The sequence below is a fragment of the Endozoicomonas elysicola genome, from assembly GCF_000710775.1.
In the GTDB taxonomy this organism is placed as follows: domain Bacteria; phylum Pseudomonadota; class Gammaproteobacteria; order Pseudomonadales; family Endozoicomonadaceae; genus Endozoicomonas; species Endozoicomonas elysicola.
The window spans coordinates 3,041,804-3,058,522 of the sequence record NZ_JOJP01000001.1; the positions used below are offsets into that span (position 1 = coordinate 3,041,804).

At 46.6% G+C, this 16,719-nt stretch carries 15 protein-coding genes, 1 other RNA gene and 1 riboswitch; of the genes, 13 read left to right on the forward strand and 3 right to left on the reverse strand.

Annotated elements, in window-relative coordinates; genetic code table 11:
- The first annotated feature begins 197 nt into the window (after positions 1–197).
- From GV64_RS13055 to cysS, 3 genes are all read left to right on the forward strand, one after another.
- Positions 198–1,871 (forward strand): glutamine--tRNA ligase/YqeY domain fusion protein, encoded by a 1,674-nt coding sequence (locus GV64_RS13055; protein WP_020583360.1) that lies wholly within the window; start codon positions 198–200, stop codon positions 1,869–1,871.
- A 66-nt stretch (positions 1,872–1,937) separates the two neighbouring features.
- Positions 1,938–2,297: a nuclear transport factor 2 family protein gene (locus GV64_RS13060; protein WP_020583361.1), complete on the forward strand. Its 360-nt coding sequence runs from the start codon at positions 1,938–1,940 to the stop codon at positions 2,295–2,297.
- A 30-nt stretch (positions 2,298–2,327) separates the two neighbouring features.
- Entirely contained in the window at positions 2,328–3,707 is a 1,380-nt protein-coding gene (gene cysS, locus GV64_RS13065; protein WP_201772545.1) for a cysteine--tRNA ligase, read from the forward strand.
- A gap of 24 nt (positions 3,708–3,731) precedes the next feature.
- Here the strand turns inward: cysS and GV64_RS24730 are convergent, their stop codons facing one another.
- The 3 genes from GV64_RS24730 to GV64_RS13080 all read right to left on the reverse strand — a co-directional run bounded on the left by GV64_RS24730 (position 3,732) and on the right by GV64_RS13080 (position 7,083).
- A complete protein-coding gene (locus GV64_RS24730) occupies positions 3,732–5,153 on the reverse strand; it encodes a hypothetical protein (protein WP_152554047.1) in 1,422 nt (473 codons plus the stop codon).
- Between the two features lie 49 nt (positions 5,154–5,202).
- Positions 5,203–6,228: a hypothetical protein gene (locus GV64_RS24735; protein ID WP_152554048.1), complete on the reverse strand. Its 1,026-nt coding sequence runs from the start codon at positions 6,226–6,228 to the stop codon at positions 5,203–5,205.
- A 180-nt stretch (positions 6,229–6,408) separates the two neighbouring features.
- Positions 6,409–7,083, reverse strand: coding sequence for an NUDIX hydrolase (locus GV64_RS13080; RefSeq protein ID WP_020583366.1), 675 nt, complete (start codon positions 7,081–7,083; stop codon positions 6,409–6,411).
- Positions 7,084–7,177: 94 nt separating this feature from the next.
- Here GV64_RS13080 and GV64_RS13085 point away from each other — a divergent pair, with 94 nt between their 5' ends.
- The 10 genes from GV64_RS13085 to GV64_RS13125 all read left to right on the forward strand — a co-directional run bounded on the left by GV64_RS13085 (position 7,178) and on the right by GV64_RS13125 (position 16,611).
- Complete coding sequence (locus GV64_RS13085) at positions 7,178–7,852, forward strand: isochorismatase family protein (protein WP_033403285.1); 675 nt, start codon at positions 7,178–7,180, stop codon at positions 7,850–7,852.
- Positions 7,853–7,863: 11 nt separating this feature from the next.
- The gene (gene pncB / locus GV64_RS13090; RefSeq protein ID WP_020583368.1) at positions 7,864–9,048 is read left to right on the forward strand and encodes a nicotinate phosphoribosyltransferase; all 1,185 of its coding nucleotides are present in this window, start codon (positions 7,864–7,866) and stop codon (positions 9,046–9,048) included.
- Positions 9,049–9,087: 39 nt separating this feature from the next.
- Positions 9,088–9,202, forward strand: a riboswitch (yybP-ykoY riboswitch).
- 79 nt (positions 9,203–9,281) lie between these two features.
- On the forward strand, positions 9,282–9,833 hold the full coding sequence (locus GV64_RS13095) for a TMEM165/GDT1 family protein (protein ID WP_020583369.1): 552 nt from the start codon (positions 9,282–9,284) through the stop codon (positions 9,831–9,833).
- A 362-nt stretch (positions 9,834–10,195) separates the two neighbouring features.
- The gene (locus tag GV64_RS13100) at positions 10,196–11,500 is read left to right on the forward strand and encodes a hypothetical protein (protein ID WP_020583370.1); all 1,305 of its coding nucleotides are present in this window, start codon (positions 10,196–10,198) and stop codon (positions 11,498–11,500) included.
- Between the two features lie 130 nt (positions 11,501–11,630).
- On the forward strand, positions 11,631–11,855 hold the full coding sequence (locus GV64_RS13105; RefSeq protein ID WP_020583371.1) for a hypothetical protein: 225 nt from the start codon (positions 11,631–11,633) through the stop codon (positions 11,853–11,855).
- A 414-nt stretch (positions 11,856–12,269) separates the two neighbouring features.
- An RNA gene (gene ffs, locus GV64_RS24255) (signal recognition particle sRNA small type) lies at positions 12,270–12,366 on the forward strand.
- 167 nt (positions 12,367–12,533) lie between these two features.
- Positions 12,534–14,663, forward strand: coding sequence for a DNA polymerase III subunit gamma/tau (dnaX, locus tag GV64_RS13110; RefSeq protein WP_020583372.1), 2,130 nt, complete (start codon positions 12,534–12,536; stop codon positions 14,661–14,663).
- Between the two features lie 67 nt (positions 14,664–14,730).
- Positions 14,731–15,057, forward strand: coding sequence for a YbaB/EbfC family nucleoid-associated protein (locus GV64_RS13115; protein WP_020583373.1), 327 nt, complete (start codon positions 14,731–14,733; stop codon positions 15,055–15,057).
- An 83-nt stretch (positions 15,058–15,140) separates the two neighbouring features.
- On the forward strand, positions 15,141–15,740 hold the full coding sequence (gene recR, locus GV64_RS13120; protein WP_020583374.1) for a recombination mediator RecR: 600 nt from the start codon (positions 15,141–15,143) through the stop codon (positions 15,738–15,740).
- 16 nt (positions 15,741–15,756) lie between these two features.
- Entirely contained in the window at positions 15,757–16,611 is an 855-nt protein-coding gene (locus tag GV64_RS13125; protein ID WP_026258370.1) for a DUF72 domain-containing protein, read from the forward strand.
- Positions 16,612–16,719 lie beyond the last annotated feature (108 nt).

The following is a 16,719-nucleotide window of genomic DNA, read 5'->3' on the forward strand; positions in this document are numbered from 1 at the left end:
TAATACCTGTGTTCAGACCAGCTTATACTACTGATGATGACGTGATATCAGTGAATACCCGGAATGAATGGAGTAAATCTTGCCAGTAGGCTAATGACTTATTTTCCCGGATTTGCAGATATGGTAGTCTCAGCCGATTATGGCGTAGGTGTATAGCCGGTATTCGCCAGTAACCTTTCATAGATGCATCAGTGACAATGACTGCTACCGATAAAGCCAGAAACTTTCTGGAACAGATTATTGAAAAAGACTTGGCTGAAGGCCGGGTCAGTCGTATTCATACCCGTTTTCCACCTGAGCCGAATGGGTTTCTTCATGTTGGCCACGCCACTTCTATCTGCCTGAACTTTGGTCTGGCAGAAAAGTATCAGGGTGAGTGTAATCTTCGTTTTGACGATACCAACCCGGAAAAAGAAGAGCAGGTCTACGTGGATGCTATTCAGGAGGATATTCGCTGGCTGGGCTTTAAATGGTCCGGAGATGTTTGTTATGCGTCCAGTTATTTTGACCAGTTCTATGACTGGGCTTTGCACCTGATCCGTGAAGGAAAGGCTTATGTTGATCATCAGGACGCCGAGTCCATGCGGATTAACCGGGGTGACTTTAATAAGCCAGGTGTTGAGAGCGCTGACAGAAACAAGTCTGTCGAAGAAAATCTGGCCGAATTTGAAAAAATGCGGGCCGGTGAATATGAAGAAGGTAAGGCTTCCCTGCGGGCGAAAATCGATCTGCAGAGTCCCAATATGAATCTTCGGGATCCTGTGCTCTATCGTATTCGCAAAGTCCCTCACCATCAGACCGGTGACAAATGGTGTATTTACCCCAGCTATGACTTCGCTCATGGGCAGGAAGATGCCATTGAGCACATTACTCACTCTATCTGCACCCTGGAATTTCAGGATCACCGTCCTCTGTATGAGTGGTTCCTGGATAATTTGCCAGTACCTGCAAGACCGCGTCAGTATGAGTTTGCCCGTACTAATCTGAACTACACCGTGACTTCCAAACGCAAGCTGAAAAAGCTGGTGGATGAAGGCGTTGTGGGTGGTTGGGATGATCCTCGTATGCCTACCATCTCCGGTATGCGTCGTCGTGGCTACACGCCAGCGTCTATCCGCCGCTTTTCCGAGATGGTGGGTGTCAGCCGTTCCGATGGTACTGCTGATGTATCCATGCTTGAGCATGCCATTCGTGATGATTTGAACACCAATGCTGCCCGTGCCATGGCGGTTCTTGCTCCGCTGAAGCTGGTGATTCAGAACCTGCCGGAAGGCGAAGTCCAAGAGATGACGGCAGCAGCGCATCCGAATCGTCCGGAGCTGGGACAGAGAACTCTGCCGTTTACCCGTGAGATCTATATCGATCATGAAGATTTTACTGAAGATACCATGCTTTCCCGCAAGAAGTTCAAGCGTCTGGTTATCGGTGATTACGTCCGCCTGAGAAGTGCTTATGTGATCAGGGCGGACGATGTGATTAAGGATGAGAATGGAAATATCGTCGAGGTTCATGCCTCCTTTGTACCAGGTACGGTCGGTGAAGATCCGCCCGAAGGTATTCGTCCCCGCGGTGTGATTCATTGGGTGTCGGCTACCCATGGCCAGCAGGCAGAACTGAGAATCTATGACCGTCTGTTCAATCATCCAGCTCCGGATCGTGGTGAAGAGGACTTCCTTAGCCATATTAATCCTGAATCATTGAAGGTGATGCAGGCATGGATTGAGCCATCGCTGGTGAATGCTGCTCCAGAGCAAACTTTCCAGTTTGAGCGTGAAGGTTACTTTGTGGCCGACCGCTGTGACCACTCAGCAGAACACCCTGTGTTTAACCTGACTATTGGCCTCAAAGATACTTGGGCCAATAAGGGCTGATTTGATATTCAGTAAGGGGTGTGAGTGAGCCCCTTATGTTTCTAGAACTCTTAAAGGTTGTACGTCATGGAGCCCAGGGACGTTGTTGCTGCGTGGGTTGAAGCTTTCAATAAGGCCGATGCTGAATTGGTTGCCAGCTTTTATGCGGATGATGCCATCAATCACCAGGTGGCGAATGATGAAATAGTGGGTAAAGTGGCGATACGCTCACGGTTTGAGCAGGAGTTTGCCACTGCTGAAATGGTCTGTATTGTTGAGCATATTTTTCAGGATCGTGACTGGGCGATCCTGGAGTGGAAAGACCCGTTAGGCTTGCGTGGGTGTGGGTTCTTCCAGATCAAGAATGGAAAAATAGTGTTTCAACGGGGATATTGGGACAAGTTGTCATTTTTACGGCAGCACGGACTTCCCATTCCTCAAAACTGACAGGCAATTGCAAACAGGATAGACAAAGTGCTGCAGATTTATAACAGCCTGACCCGAAAGAAAGAACCGTTTACTCCGCTGGATGGAAACCATGTGAGGATGTACGTTTGTGGCATGACTGTTTATGACTACTGTCATATCGGTCATGCTCGGACAGTGACGGCTTTTGATGTGGTGGCCCGTTATCTGCGAGCCCGTGGTTACGACCTGACCTATGTCCGCAATATTACGGATGTGGATGATAAAATCATTCGTAGGGCTGCAGAAAATGGTGAAGATTTTATGGCTCTGACCGGTCGTATGATCGCTGCCATGCAGGAAGATTTTCAGCGACTGGGTAACTTACCGCCAGATCATGAGCCAAAGGCTACTGAATTTGTGCCCGGTATGATTGAAATGATCGAGCAATTGATCGAAAAAGGTTTTGCTTATGCGCCGGGTAATGGAGATGTCTATTACCGGGTTCATAAATTTGCCGAATACGGCAAGCTCTCTGGCAAGGTGCTTGAAGATCTGAAAGCAGGTGCCCGTATTGAAGTGGATGAGCAGAAGGAAGATCCACTGGATTTTGTTCTGTGGAAAGCCGCGAAGCCCGGTGAGCCTAGCTGGTCTTCGCCCTGGGGTGATGGTCGTCCAGGGTGGCATATTGAGTGCTCGGTGATGGGCAAATGCTGTCTGGGTGATACGTTCGATATTCATGGTGGCGGGTCTGACCTTACATTTCCGCATCATGAGAACGAAATTGCCCAGAGTGAAGCGTGTAACGACACAAAGTTTGTAAATACATGGATGCACTCCGGAGCTATTCGCATTGATAATGTGAAGATGTCCAAAAGTCTTGGCAACTTCTTCACTATTCGTGAAGTGCTGGATAAGTACGATGAAGAAGTGGTGCGCTACTTCATGATCTCCAGTCATTACCGCAGCCCGATAAATTACTCGGAAGATAGCCTGAAAGAAGCCGGCGTTCGTCTTGAGCGACTTTATACGGCTCTTAAGGGGTTTGATCTGGCTGGTGTGGCTATCCCAGAAAATAATGAGTTTGAGCAGCGTTTCTTCAAGGTAATGGACGACGACTTCAATACGGCAGAAGCGCTGGCAGTATTGTTTGAGCTGGTACGTCATCTTAATACAGTCCGAGCTCAGGACGAGGCTGTTGCACTGCCATTGGCGGCGCTGCTTGTTAAGCTGGGAGGGGTTCTTGGTATTCTCCAGCGTAACCCTGAAGCGTTCCTGAAGTCTGGTGCTGATGTTGATGACGCCGTGATTGAGGATATGATTCAACAGCGCAACGATGCCAAGAAGAGTCGCGACTTTGCTGAAGCCGACCGTATCCGTGATGAGCTGGCGGCTCAGGGGATTATTCTGCAGGATGGCAGAGAGGGGACCACCTGGCGAATTGAAAGGTAGTTTATTTGTTTAAAATCGGCAGGTTTAAACCTGCCGATCATTTCTTTCTATTAATTTCTCTTCTCTTGCAAAAATTTGTAATTTGTATCTACTGCCTTTGGCATGTGTAAAGGCCTCAGCTCCAAGACTGCAAACATAATCCGTTAATTGAGTGTCGTCCATTGAAAAATGAATTTTTGCTTTCAAACGATCAAACTGTTGATACAGCTGATCTTGGGGGGTGTGCTGAAGTTCCTGTGGAAGCCTAAAGAGAAAACGAGTTTCAAATCCATCTATATTATAGCTCGCGATTCCTCCTCTACTGTTAATCTGAAAGAATACTATGTTGGCTGTTACCGTATTATCTTTCAGCGATTTTAAATGTTGAATGATCTGCTGAATATTGGGCGTGGGTATCATAAACCCATTTCTATGAACAAGTGCTGTAGGTTCCATAACAACCGGTATTGACCAAGCCGGTTTGTTTTGCGATCTTAGGTCTCTGAAGCTTCCTATCGGGTGGTTATATATATACCTGTTTACATTTTCCATATCCATTCTTAATTTTCCTTTAACCGAACAGCTTTTGATACCGTTTATGTCTAGAAAGTCGAGATGGTTTGTAGCCAATGGAAAGTCGAATTTAATGGGTAATTGAGACTCATCGGGTAGTTTGAAGAAACCAAGTCCTTTTAATTTCTCCTTGCTGATTGTTAATATCTGACCTGTGACAGTCTGGTGATTCATTTGGCTAAGACAGGTTGTTACCCATTTTCGATCGTCAATATCGCTGAAAGGAGCTGCACCAAGCAGTCCATCAGATTGTTGGGTGTAGACTTCAACGCATTGGTTTGTTTTCTGGGAAAGAGCATTTATTTGTTCTTGGTAAGTGGCGTTAAAAGGATTCGACAATGATGAGGCCATTGGCACATACGGGTACGGTGTTGCTGTATCTCTTTGGATCATTGTTCCGGGAGGTGGAATAAAAAAATAATGGGGGGAGAATGTATTGAAAAATTGACCGGCTGCTTGGACCGATGCTTCTGCTCTCAATGGCTCATGCTCTGTCGTCGATACGGACTGTTGCTCGGGATTCAAGCTTGACCCGTGAGCATGAGCTATTGCTTGTTGGCTTGATGAGCTTGTTACAACCGATGGAGGTGTATTGTCTTGGCTCAATGGTCTGACCATTCTGGACGGCATATTCGGGATGGGTTGATTTGATGTTATTGCTGCTGTCTGAAATGGACTTACCGAAGTGACAGGAAGTATTCCGGGAGTTGTATGCATCCAGGTTGGGTAAGTTGTAGTAGCGACTTGCCCGTTTGGACCAAAAAAAATACCCGGTTGTCCATGTGTTGGTTGTACATGCCGTTGCTGCCAGTTATTAGACGATAGCCCCGGGGAAATTACACTCTGTGTATTCTCGGGGTTGTAGATGTTGGGTGCTGGGTTATTTGAAATCATTACCTGTTAGCTATGTCTATTGATGGTTGTGGGTGATTTAAAGAGAGATTTAAGCTTCATCATTTTTTTTCTCAATGACTTTTATTTTATGTGGAATACTATCTGGAGCTCGATGCAGGGATGTGCCTTTCATGTGAATTGGAATATTCTCACCACGTTCTTTTTGTAATTTAAGCTGTCGAAATGCACCGGGTTGGTGTTTGTTTACATATTCTGACATTTTTGATCTGTCGAACTCGAAGGTGCCTCTAATTCTTAAATCTCTCTGATCAATATCTCTTGGTGGAATTTTCGATTCTTTATCAATTGAGAAATCGAACTTGATACAGAAGGGGGCGGTTTCGTAATAAGCGAGCCCTTTATTATTGTGTGGCCCGATGAATAAAACTTTACCAATGGCAGATTCTTTGTGTAATGAGTTGAGTATTTTTACTACCTCTTTATTATCATCTTGATACCCTTTTAGTTGTGCGAGTTCAATGGAAGGCGTTCTAACTTTTTCGACAAAATATGATCTGTTTTCTGACCTGCTCTGGTATTGTTCTGGCTTTGCATAATTAGGCCTTGCATAAGGAGTAGGGCGGTGGTTGGAATTTTTTCTCTGCCAGGGGAGAGTGTTTGGTGTGATGCTTTCTCCATGCATGCGTTGATTCATATATGAGGGGTGCAACGAAAATGGATTGCTAAAAATACTGGGCTGGCTGGCTGAAGGATGAAACGAAGGTGGTCTGAAATATTCCGGGTAGAGTGAAGGTGGAGCGACTATAGCAGGCATGTTTTGATTTGGCTGATGGAAAAAAACCGGGTGTGTGAAGCCGGTTGGCAGGCTGTGAGTAAAAGACGGGTTGAACGCCGCTTGAATATTCGCAGAACTGAGTCTTTCGCAAGATAGTGGTGCAGGCGTCAATGGTGGTGGGGGGGGTAATATGTTACAAACTTGGGTGGTTGTACTTACTGGCCGGTGTTGCCATTTTGCTGTTTGAGATGCAGAAATTGAAGGTGAGTTGAGGGTAGTTGTAGAGGTGCTTGTAACGAATCCATGTTGAGTAACAGGTATGTCGGTATTGGAATTCATTATATGGCCACTGCTTAAGCCGTTATTAAATGGGTTACCTTAATAAAGTTGAAGGTGGGGATATGTCAAATTTTTCAGTTTAGAGGAGTTAGTTTCAAATTTTTGTGAATTTTTTATTTATATGAACGTTTAAATTAGTTTTTATTTCATTTTGAAATCATTTTCTAGCGGCTATTAATACTAAGCTCGAGTGGTTAGGTACAAACGGTCAAATAGCCAGTTGTTTGAGTTTGCATTAGCCCGGTAAAGTGTTGCAGGTCGATTGCTACCATGGCGCTTCTGACCGGTATTGACAAGAAGGTCACTATTAATAAAGCGATTGCGGATTGAGCGCATTGGCGGCGCTTTGTCGAGGACAATAGAAAAAACGTTCTGAATATCCGAGAGCGTAAATGCTTCAGGGAGAAGGTAAATGGGCAGTGCGCTGTACTGTATTTTATTTTTCATTCTTGCCAGTGCTTCCATTACTAGCTGGCTGTGATCGTAGGCCAATGGCTCTGCAGGCTTGCCATCAATAATATCAATCCATCTTGAGTCCTCGGATAACATTTGCTCGTCGCAGGGTTGTAACAGGGCATAGTATACAACGGTTAAAGACCAGCCCCTTGAGTCCCGGTGGTTATCACCAATGGTAATGACCTGCTCATAATAAGTCGCGGGCTCCTTAGTAAATCTTTCCAGTTGTCGTTTTGCCGTATCTTGCAGGCTTTGATCCTGTTCTGAGTCGATTCTTCCTGCTGGTAATTGAAGTAATGGGGTTTCAGGTAATTGATGAGTGAGCACCTGTAGCCGGTTATTGCTGGCGAGTTTAAATGCGACCAAATCGACAGAAATAAGTGCCGTGCTCAAGCTCATTGATGATTCCTTGTGAAACAGTCTCTGGTTGACAGGTTAGTGAACATAATTCACTATGTTAGTGAATGTAGTTCCTTTTGTCACGGTGAAAATAATGTACTCCATAGGGTCGAGGAAGACCATAGCCGCGTTTGATGTGGATGCCCAGCAGTGTTTCACCCCACTTTGTCCGGATGAACTGCCAGTTCCTGATGGTCACAGGATCGCTCAGGAGCTGAACCATCAGGCCCGGCTAGCTGAAATTCGTGTTGGTTCCAAAGATGCCCATCCGGCCAATGCGGTATGGGTGGCCACCGAAGAGAGCCCTCAGCTAACGCCGATGACTGGCTACAAGAATGTTGACCTGCATTGGAACCGTCACGCGGTGCCCGGGACAAAAGGTTTTGAGCTGGTGGAAGGGCTTCCGGATGTCACGGATTATGATTTTTTTGTCTGGAAAGGGGTTGAGACGGATATTCACCCTTATGGTGCCTGTTTTCATGATCTGGAAGAGAGACTGAGTACGGGCGTTATCGAATTTTTAAAGAATAAAGGCGTTAACACCGTATTGGTAGGTGGCCTGGCGTTTGATTTCTGTGTGAAAACCACCGCTCTTCAGCTGCAACAGGCGGGTTTTCAGGTGTATGTCAACCGTGCAGCTACTCGTGGTCTGGCAGAATCATCGGTTGCAGATGCCATTGTTGAGATGGAAGCTGCCGGTATTATTCTGATAGAAAGTTCCAGTGACCTGACAATTGCTGATACTGTCAGTGATGTCTGCGCTATCTGAAGGAAAGGTGTATGGATAGCCCGATCATTCCCACTCTTCTCGATACCGATCTGTATAAATACACTATGCAGCAGTCCATGGTGCATCGCTATCCAGATGCCTGGGCCCGCATGGAGTTTCATTGCCGGAATGACAGCCCGTTAGCCCTATCTAAAAAGCAGCTTAAAAGGCAGTGTGAATTTCTGGGTGACCTGCGTCTGGGTTCAGAGGAGCTAGAGTGGCTGTCGACTCTGCCATTTATCGCTGAGGATTTCATTGATTACCTTGAGCGTTTCAGGCTTGAGCCTGGTGCGGTGCAGATTGAACAGAGTCAGGGGCAATTGTCGTTAGTTATCGAAGGGTTGTGGAGCGAAATTACTCACTTCGAAATTTTTCTGCTTGCAATTATTAGTGAGCTTCATAGTCACAGCGTCTATGGTCATGGGGGGCAGGATGATGTAATTGCTCAAGGCCAGCATCGCCTTGATGAGAAGCTGAATCAGCTTCCTGAAAATAGTGGATTTACATTGGTCGACTTTGGTACACGTCGGCGGTTTTCCAGGGACTGGCATTATCATGTGGTGGAGAGCCTGAAGTATCGGTTACCGGACAACTTTATGGGCACCAGTAACCTGAATCTGGCAAGAACGCTTGGGTTGCCACCGGTAGGAACGATGGCTCATGAGTGGCTGCAGTCCCATCAGGTGCTAGGCAAGAGTCTGCGGAGCAGTCAGAAAGATGCCCTAAAGGTCTGGCTGGAGGAATACAAAGGTCAGCTTGGTATTGCACTCACTGATACGATCAGTATGGAATCCTTCCTGAAAGACTTCGATGTTGAGCTGGCCAGGGCCTATCAGGGTATGCGACATGACTCCGGTGATCCTTTTGTGTGGGGAGAGCTGGCGATTGATCACTATCGCCGACTGGGTATTGATCCACGTACCAAAAGTCTGGTTTTCAGTGATAAGCTCAATTTCGATAAAGCGTTGGCCATACATCGGTGGTTTGCCGGCAAAATCAGTGTCAGTTTCGGAATTGGTACCTATCTCACCAATGATATGGGCTTTAAAGCGCCCAATATCGTTCTGAAATTAACGGAGCTGAATGGTGCGCCCGTTGCCAAACTTTCAGACAGTCCAGGTAAGACGTTGTGCCGTGATGAAGCGTATATTGAGCTGTTGAAGAAAACCTTTGGTTATGCACTCAGTGCTGCCTGATTTTGCGGGTTTGATTTTTCTTTTTTATCTCTGTATGTTTCCCCTCACTCAGGGGAGTAGTCTCTCTGTATTCAGAGGTTGTCGTCAACATACTTGAGCCTCAATGTTCATGGCGATAACGGCACAAGCCCATTCAATGCAATGGCTAGTGTTTGGCAAGACCTGTGGTATAGCTGACTCACATGGCGGGAGATTGGCTGTATCACTGCGTTCTGCTCCCGCCTGGATTTGTTATGGAAACCCTTTCTCTTTCTGCACTTGTGGTTTTTCTTGCCGAAATTGGCGATAAAACCCAGCTGCTTGCTCTTATGCTGACTTTGCGTTTCCGGGTGCCCTGGCTTATTTCCATTGCTATCCTTATTGCTACCTTGCTTAATCATGCAGCTGCGGCTTGGTTTGGTAGTTGGGTGGTAGGTTTTATTTCACCGAATTTTCTCGAATATCTTATTGCTGGCTCTTTTTTTGCGGTAGCCCTGTGGACCTTGCTTCCTGACAAACTTGATGAGGAAGAGGCTTTAATTAGTGGCTCTGGCGTATTTTTTACGACACTGGTTTTGTTCTTTGTTGCCGAAATTGGAGATAAGACTCAGGTAGCGACGGTGCTGTTGGCTGCAGAATATGACTCAATGATACTGGTGATTGTTGGTACGACTCTGGGCATGCTGCTGGCGAATATTCCTGTGGTTTTTTTTGGTGAGAAGTTAGCAAAAAGGCTGCCGCTGCAATGGATTCACCGTGGGGCTGCGCTGTTGTTTGTTGTATTGGGTATTGTTTCATTAACATGAGAGCGATGCTTAGAAAATGATGGCTGCGCTTTAGATACGGGAATCTCTATTTCGCTGGCTCTGGCTTGATGCCCGAAAGATAGCTGGATGACTGGGGCCAAACTTTTTATCATCGAACACACGTTTTATTAGAATAGAGTGCTTGCTTAGAGTTCAGATTTATAGCTGAAAGTACCTTGTAAATTCTTAGAATGAACATTGTTATGTATGATTTTTTGGGGTTCTGTTCCACCCACTGGTTATTGGGGTGAGTTGACTTATGAGTTCCAGATAAATTGTAGTTTTGAACTTATTCAGATTTGGTAGGGTCAATTCACTATTGATCCCCGTGTTTTAAAAAAAAACTCTGGAGTAAGTTGGTTTTGATTTCTATAGGTGCTGATTCTTCTCTATCAGGTAGCTTGAATGCTTATGCTGTTTCAATCAGTGAACAAATCAAAAAAGTTGTTTTTAACGATAGGGGATGTATCAACTTTGTTGCCCTTAAATGGTTGCTTGACCAGTCAGGGCAATGCGTGCAGACTTCTCTTGTAGAGCGTTCAGCAGTCGCAGTTGGTCGGGTTCATAAAAAAATAAAATGTGAAAATGAAACAGAATTCTATGGACCGTTAAAGAGTTTATTGGGCTGGGCAGGAAGCAAACTTGAACGTAGCAGTACATATCCATCGCTCATTCAAGACGAATTGAACGACACTCTTGTTGAATCTGTCAAGCGCTATAATTTCAACGTAAATGATGTCAAAAAGCTATGTGAATACGGTGCAAGGTTGACGTCTGAAAAGCGAGATGACTTAAGGGAATGGTTGTTGGAACAAGACTCGAAGTATCCAGATGATTTTAAAAAATACTTTGCTGCAGGCGGTGAAAAGACAGATGAGCTTCAAGCGATAATGGATAATATGTTGTTTAAAGACATCAAAGAGCTTATTACTAAAAGACGTCGAATTTTTGATGAATGCTTGAAAAGCCGGTGGGTAACGTTAGGTGCAGAATTATCCCAGAAGCACTGCAATGAATTATTAATGCATTCATTGACCGTAACTTATAAGTCTGGTAAGCCATTATTTGAATCAATGAAAAAATGTATTGAGTTAGGGGCGGAGATCTCTTCTGAAGTCCGTAAATTCGTAAAGCAAAAGATGCACGATTGTGTGAGTCAAGGTGATTTGGATTCTTTAAATCAATGGAAACAGTTGTTCGGGGAGAGAGATTTAGATGAATTGCAAAATGCTATGTCTGAACAACTTGCAATGTCCGCTGAGTCTCAGAATGTCGATCAAGTTTATCGTTGGAAAAAAGCTGGGGTACGGGTGAATGACAGGGCTCAGAAAGCTTTAAATGAAGCGTTGCTGAATGCGCTGGGGTCTGGAAATGTGGAACTTGCTGGGCGCTGGAGAAGGAGGGGGGCGATTGTTCCTCAAGAATCGCGGGAAGGATTAAAGGGCGTATTAGTATCTGCTTCAAGAAAGAATGAAATAGATCTAGTTGCTGAAATAATTAGACTGGGGGTGCCTCTACAGCCATCAATCCTGGCGGATGGTCTTGAAGCGGCAGTGTCGAGTTTTGAAAGAGGTGGTTATTTTCGTGGTGTCGAATACTGGTGCCGCAATGGAGCAGAGCTAAGTGAAGGGCAGTTAGCTAGAGGGGGTTCGGTCAGCTGCCAGTAGGGGAGAGTTTCGTCTTTTTCAACAGTGGCTGGAAATCGGTGCGCCATGCAATGATGTATTACTTTGGAGTGGTGTTTTTGCTGCATGTAAAAGCCGTTATACGTATGGCCTTAAAGAATGGATAGGTTATATGGGTATATCAATTTCTGAAGCCCCATTACATGTAGGTCTACTATTTAACCTGCGTGCTGGGGATGTTGATAGTGTTGAGGATTGGATAAAACTGGGTGCACCCACTCCGGCTGAAGCGCAACAGTTGTTGAATCAATTGGTTTTTGATGCAATTTCAAGAAGGGATTTTACTGATGCTGACCGTTGGGCTAAATGTGGTGGGAAAGTGCTCTGGACTTTATGAATGGTTGTTTTGTGCAATTCCAACCGTAATTTTTGATCGTGTTTTCAGGTTTTCTTAACCTGCTCACATTGGAGCTGACAAGAGTAGCGGCATTACTGGCAAGTCATAGGTGTTATTGTTTCTACTGTTTTTTGAATAGTAGGTGCTCCATCCCATGAAATATCATCGCTCCAATACTTCCTGGTCATATGGAATCATATATCGTTGACATCTCGTTCAGGTTCTCGGCTCTTTGTAGCGCCTGCCACACAACTAAGGCTATGTTTGATCAAGGGTGAATGCGGGAATCAGGCGGGTAATGATTTACGATAAGTATCTTTAGTATGTTCTGTGAGATGGCAGTTGACGTCAGGTCGGGTTTTATGGAGAATGCGCTGCATCGGGACGCGATGTCCTGGTCTCTATGGCGGACCTTGCCGGTCCCCCCGCAATAATCAGCTACGAACCCCGCCAGGCCCGGAAGGGAGCAACGGTAGTAGTGACATTATGTGCCGGGGTGTGGCTGGTAGGGTTCGCCTCCATTATTTCCGGGTTCTCCGGCGATTTTCCTCCAAGTTCAAATCCAAACTCTTCCCGATCGTGCAATCTCAAGGCTTCTTGGTTAGCATAGGTACTCTTTAATTGTGAAAAGCCGCTCAAGGCTGTTCTATTTCTGACATCAGGTGTTGACGCTACTCAATGAGCTATCAGGTTCTTGCACGCAAATGGCGACCCCGTTCTTTTAAAGAGCTGGTAGGGCAGTCTCATGTTCTTCAGGCGCTGGTTAACGCTCTGGATCAGGATCGTCTTCATCATGCCTACCTGTTTACCGGTACGCGTGGTGTTGGTAAGACGACGATTGCTCGTATTTTTGCCAAATGTCTGAACTGTGAGCAGGGTGTCAGTTCTACGCCCTGTGGCCAGTGTTCTGCCTGTAAAGAGATTGATGATGGCCGCTTTGTTGATCTGATTGAGGTGGATGCAGCCTCCAGGACCAGGGTAGAGGATACCCGGGAGCTGCTGGATAATGTCCAGTATGCGCCGACCCGTGGCCGTTATAAGGTGTACCTGATTGATGAGGTGCACATGCTCTCTGCTCACAGTTTTAATGCGCTGTTGAAAACGCTGGAAGAGCCGCCGCCTCATGTGAAATTCTTGCTGGCAACCACAGACCCCCAGAAACTGCCGGTAACTATTTTGTCCCGCTGCCTTCAGTTCAGCCTTAAAAATATGACGCCGGAGCGCATTGTCGGTCACTTGGAGAATATCCTCGGTCAGGAGCATATTCCTAATGATGTTGCCGCTCTCTGGCAGTTGGCTCGTGCTGCTGATGGCAGTATGCGGGATGCCTTGAGTCTGACGGATCAGGCCATTGCTTTTGGTAATGGTCGGGTTAGTGAGGCTGAAGTCGGGGCAATGCTGGGCACTATCGACCAGGGGCAGGTAATGAAGATGGTTGTGGCGCTTTCCACTGCCAACGCTGCTCAGATTCTGGGTTCTGTCTCATCACTGGCCGAACACTCGCCGGATTACCTGGCGGTGCTGGATGACATGCTCTCCCTGTTGCACAGGGTTGCCATTGCTCAAGCCGTTCCTGACGCTGTTGATAACAGTCAGGGTGACCGTGAACAGGTTGTCGAGCTGGCAGCGTCAATGACAGCAGAGGATGTTCAGCTCTATTACCAGATTGGTCTGGTAGGAAAGAAGGATTTGCCGTTGGCACCGGATCCCCGTGGTGGTTTTGAAATGGCCTTATTGCGCATGCTGGCCTTCAGGCCTGATGGTGCCCCGGCAGCGGCCAGGCCGCTAAATGTTACAGGTGTGTCAAGTGCTGGTGCTGTTTCAGCTTTGCCAGCCGGTAGCTCTTCTTCAGCGGAGGGCTCTTCATCAGCTAAAGGCTCAGCATCTCATAATAGCGCTTCCGATGAAGAAGGCGCCTCTGATCCGGAGCCTGAGCCTGTTGCTGATCCGTCAGAAGTTTCGGCAATGGCTCAGGAAGCGTCTGTATCAGATGATCTTTCTGCCCGGAGTCGTGTACAGAAGGATTCATTTGAACCTCCTGCCATTGTTGAAGAGCGGCAAGAGGCATTACCGTCAGAGCCTGTTACCGAACCTGTCGTCGTAACTGCGGATATCCCACCGGTTGTGGAAGAGGTTCCACTGTCGGCTTATGATCAGACTCCCTATGAAACACCTGTTTATGAGCATCATGGCAATAATACCGGTCCCTCATTTGATGATATGCAGGAGCACTGGTCTTCCGGAGCGGCCTCTCAGGAAGAAATGGATACTCCAGCTGTGTATCACGCGGATTCCATGGTTGGTGAACCTCAGCGCTTGCCAGCTGCTGAGTCTAAGGTTGTCGTATCTGATGCGCCTGTCAGGGCTGTTGTTGAATTGCCCGCAAAAGAAGACAGGGTGCATTTTGAACAGCTGGATGAGCTGAGTTGGGTTCAGGTTTTTCGTGGTCTTCCCCTGGGTGGGGTGACGGGAACCATTGGTTCTCATTGTGAGTTTGCTGGTAGTGAGCAGGGCGGTATCAGTCTGCGCCTGGATGAAGAGCGTAGCACCCTGTACAACGATACCCATCGACAGCGTATGGAAAAGGCACTGTGTGATTATTTTGAACAGTCCGTTAAACTGTCAATTGACACTGGTCGTATTGTTAATGAAACTCCTGCAGCCTGGCGGGAGCGGAAAATCGCTGAACGTCTTCAGGAGGCCAGAGAGAGTATTTATTCAGATACCAGAGTAAAGGGTCTTGTCGAGACGTTTTCTGCCATGGTACTGGATGACTCGATTCAGCCAGTGGGTAATATCATCAAGTAAAAGCTTGAGGAGGGTGGTCAGCAAATGTTGATGGCTTTCCTTGGGTGTTTTTTGTGCAGAGGTCAATATGTTTAAAGGTGGCATGGGCAATCTGATGAAGCAGGCCCAGAAAATGCAGGACGATATGCAGAAGCTCCAGGAAGAGCTGGCCAATGCAGAAGTTACCGGTGAAGCAGGTGCCGGGCTGGTTAAGGTAATCATGACCGGTCGTCATGATGTGAAGAAGGTTGAGATTGATCCAAGTCTTTTTGAAGAAGACAAGGAAATGCTGGAAGATCTTCTGGCGGCAGCTGTCAACGATGCGGTCCGCAAAGTTGAAGCTAATAGCAAGGAAAAAATGGGTGAGCTGACTTCAGGGCTCGGGCTGCCAGCAGGCATGAAGCTGCCATTTTAATCTCTGACTCCCGGCATCTTTGTTGATTTTTTTAATTATTGATTGATGTCGGGAAGCCTTATTTTTTGATTCAGGTTTACATTATGTTCAGCCCCATGATCAGGGAATTGATGGAGTCGTTGCGCTGCCTGCCGGGCGTTGGACCGCGCTCTGCTCAGCGAATGGCGTTGCATTTGCTGGAAAGGGATCGGGATGGGGCTGTGCGCTTGTCTGCTGCTCTCAAACAGGCTGCTGAAGGTGTTGGGCGCTGTCAGCACTGTCGGACACTGACTGAGGAGAAGGTTTGTCAGATCTGCGCTAACCCTGGTAGAGATGAAAAGCTTCTTTGTATCGTTGAGAATCCATCGGATGTGATGGCTTTTGAGCAGGCGGGTGGCTTTTCAGGGCGTTATTTTGTCCTGATGGGGCACTTGTCGCCTATTGATGGTATTGGTCCTGAAGATATTGGCATTGAGCAGATGCTGAAAACGGTGGCTGATAACCGGGTTGATGAAGTGATTCTGGCAACCAATCCAACCGTAGAGGGAGAGGCTACTGCTCACTATATCGCTGAAGAACTGAAGTCTCTCGGAGTAACGACCTCCCGGATTGCTCATGGCGTTCCTTTAGGGGGCGAGCTTGAGTTTGTCGATGGCGGTACTCTGGCTCACGCGCTTGCAGGGCGAAAAAAAGTAGAAATATAGTCGGAGTTTTTAAATAATGTCTCTACCTCCCTATTTTCTTGGATTGCCCATGTGGAGTAATCGGGATTGGCTGGGAGGTCTTTTCCCGCAGAATGCTTCCAGTAAAAGCTTTCTGAATCATTACAGTTCGGCCTTTAATACGGTGGAAGGTAATACAACGTTTTATGCGTTGCCCAGTGAGGCAGTCATAGCCAGCTGGAAGTCCCAGTTGAATCCCGGTTTTCGTTTCAGTTTCAAACTCCCAAAAGATGTCACTCATACCGGTCATTTATCCAGCAATGACTTGCTGCTACAGTTTTTTGAGCGGCTGGAGCCTTTGAAGGCTTCACTTGGCCCTTTTATGATTCAATTGCCCGCAGCGTTTGCTCCCTCCCGTTTTGTTGAGCTTGAGCGTTTCCTGAATTCTATTCCATCAGAGTATTCTTACGCGGTCGAAGTGCGTCATCCGGTTTTTTTTAATAAGGGTGATGAAGAGCGTCGGCTTAACCATCTGCTGATGAGTTTGAATATGAATCGTGTCTGTTTTGACAGCCGCTCCCTGTTTAGCAGGCCTGCCAGAAATCAAGTAGAGCAAGATGCTCAAAGCAAAAAGCCCCGCTTACCCGTTCATGCTATTGCTACCGGCGATTTTCCCGTTGTTCGCTTCATCGGGTTGGGTGATATGAGGTGTGATGAAGCGTACCTTGAACCCTGGAAACAAAAACTGAGAGAGTGGATTGCTGAAGGAAAGTGCCCTTACTTTTTTATGCATAGCCCCAGCAATCGGGAGGTTCCCCATCTGGCTCAGACTTTTCATAACAGTTTTCAGGATTTAGCTGGATGGGAGAAGTTGCAGATTGATTATCAAACGGATCAGCTGGATATTTTTTAAGGGCCTGTTCATGACCTTATGTAAATAGCGAAAACAGGGGGGGCTTGCCGTCTACAGCTCGACTAAAAAGTATTACCAGACTTTCAAATATGGGAAATGATTTGATTG

Excerpts from the sequence above, each read along its gene's own strand:
- GV64_RS13055 (WP_020583360.1), top strand. The coding sequence starts at position 198 with ATGACTGCTACCGATAAAGCCAGAAACTTTCTGGAACAGATTATTGAA.
- GV64_RS13060 (WP_020583361.1), top strand. The coding sequence starts at position 1,938 with ATGGAGCCCAGGGACGTTGTTGCTGCGTGGGTTGAAGCTTTCAATAAG.
- GV64_RS24730 (WP_152554047.1), bottom strand. The coding sequence starts at position 5,153 with ATGATTTCAAATAACCCAGCACCCAACATCTACAACCCCGAGAATACA.
- GV64_RS24735 (WP_152554048.1), bottom strand. The coding sequence starts at position 6,228 with ATGAATTCCAATACCGACATACCTGTTACTCAACATGGATTCGTTACA.
- GV64_RS13080 (WP_020583366.1), bottom strand. The coding sequence starts at position 7,083 with ATGAGCTTGAGCACGGCACTTATTTCTGTCGATTTGGTCGCATTTAAA.
- GV64_RS13085 (WP_033403285.1), top strand. The coding sequence starts at position 7,178 with ATGTACTCCATAGGGTCGAGGAAGACCATAGCCGCGTTTGATGTGGAT.
- pncB (WP_020583368.1), top strand. The coding sequence starts at position 7,864 with ATGGATAGCCCGATCATTCCCACTCTTCTCGATACCGATCTGTATAAA.
- GV64_RS13095 (WP_020583369.1), top strand. The coding sequence starts at position 9,282 with ATGGAAACCCTTTCTCTTTCTGCACTTGTGGTTTTTCTTGCCGAAATT.
- GV64_RS13105 (WP_020583371.1), top strand. The coding sequence starts at position 11,631 with ATGGGTATATCAATTTCTGAAGCCCCATTACATGTAGGTCTACTATTT.
- dnaX (WP_020583372.1), top strand. The coding sequence starts at position 12,534 with ATGAGCTATCAGGTTCTTGCACGCAAATGGCGACCCCGTTCTTTTAAA.
- GV64_RS13115 (WP_020583373.1), top strand. The coding sequence starts at position 14,731 with ATGTTTAAAGGTGGCATGGGCAATCTGATGAAGCAGGCCCAGAAAATG.
- recR (WP_020583374.1), top strand. The coding sequence starts at position 15,141 with ATGTTCAGCCCCATGATCAGGGAATTGATGGAGTCGTTGCGCTGCCTG.
- GV64_RS13125 (WP_026258370.1), top strand. The coding sequence starts at position 15,757 with ATGTCTCTACCTCCCTATTTTCTTGGATTGCCCATGTGGAGTAATCGG.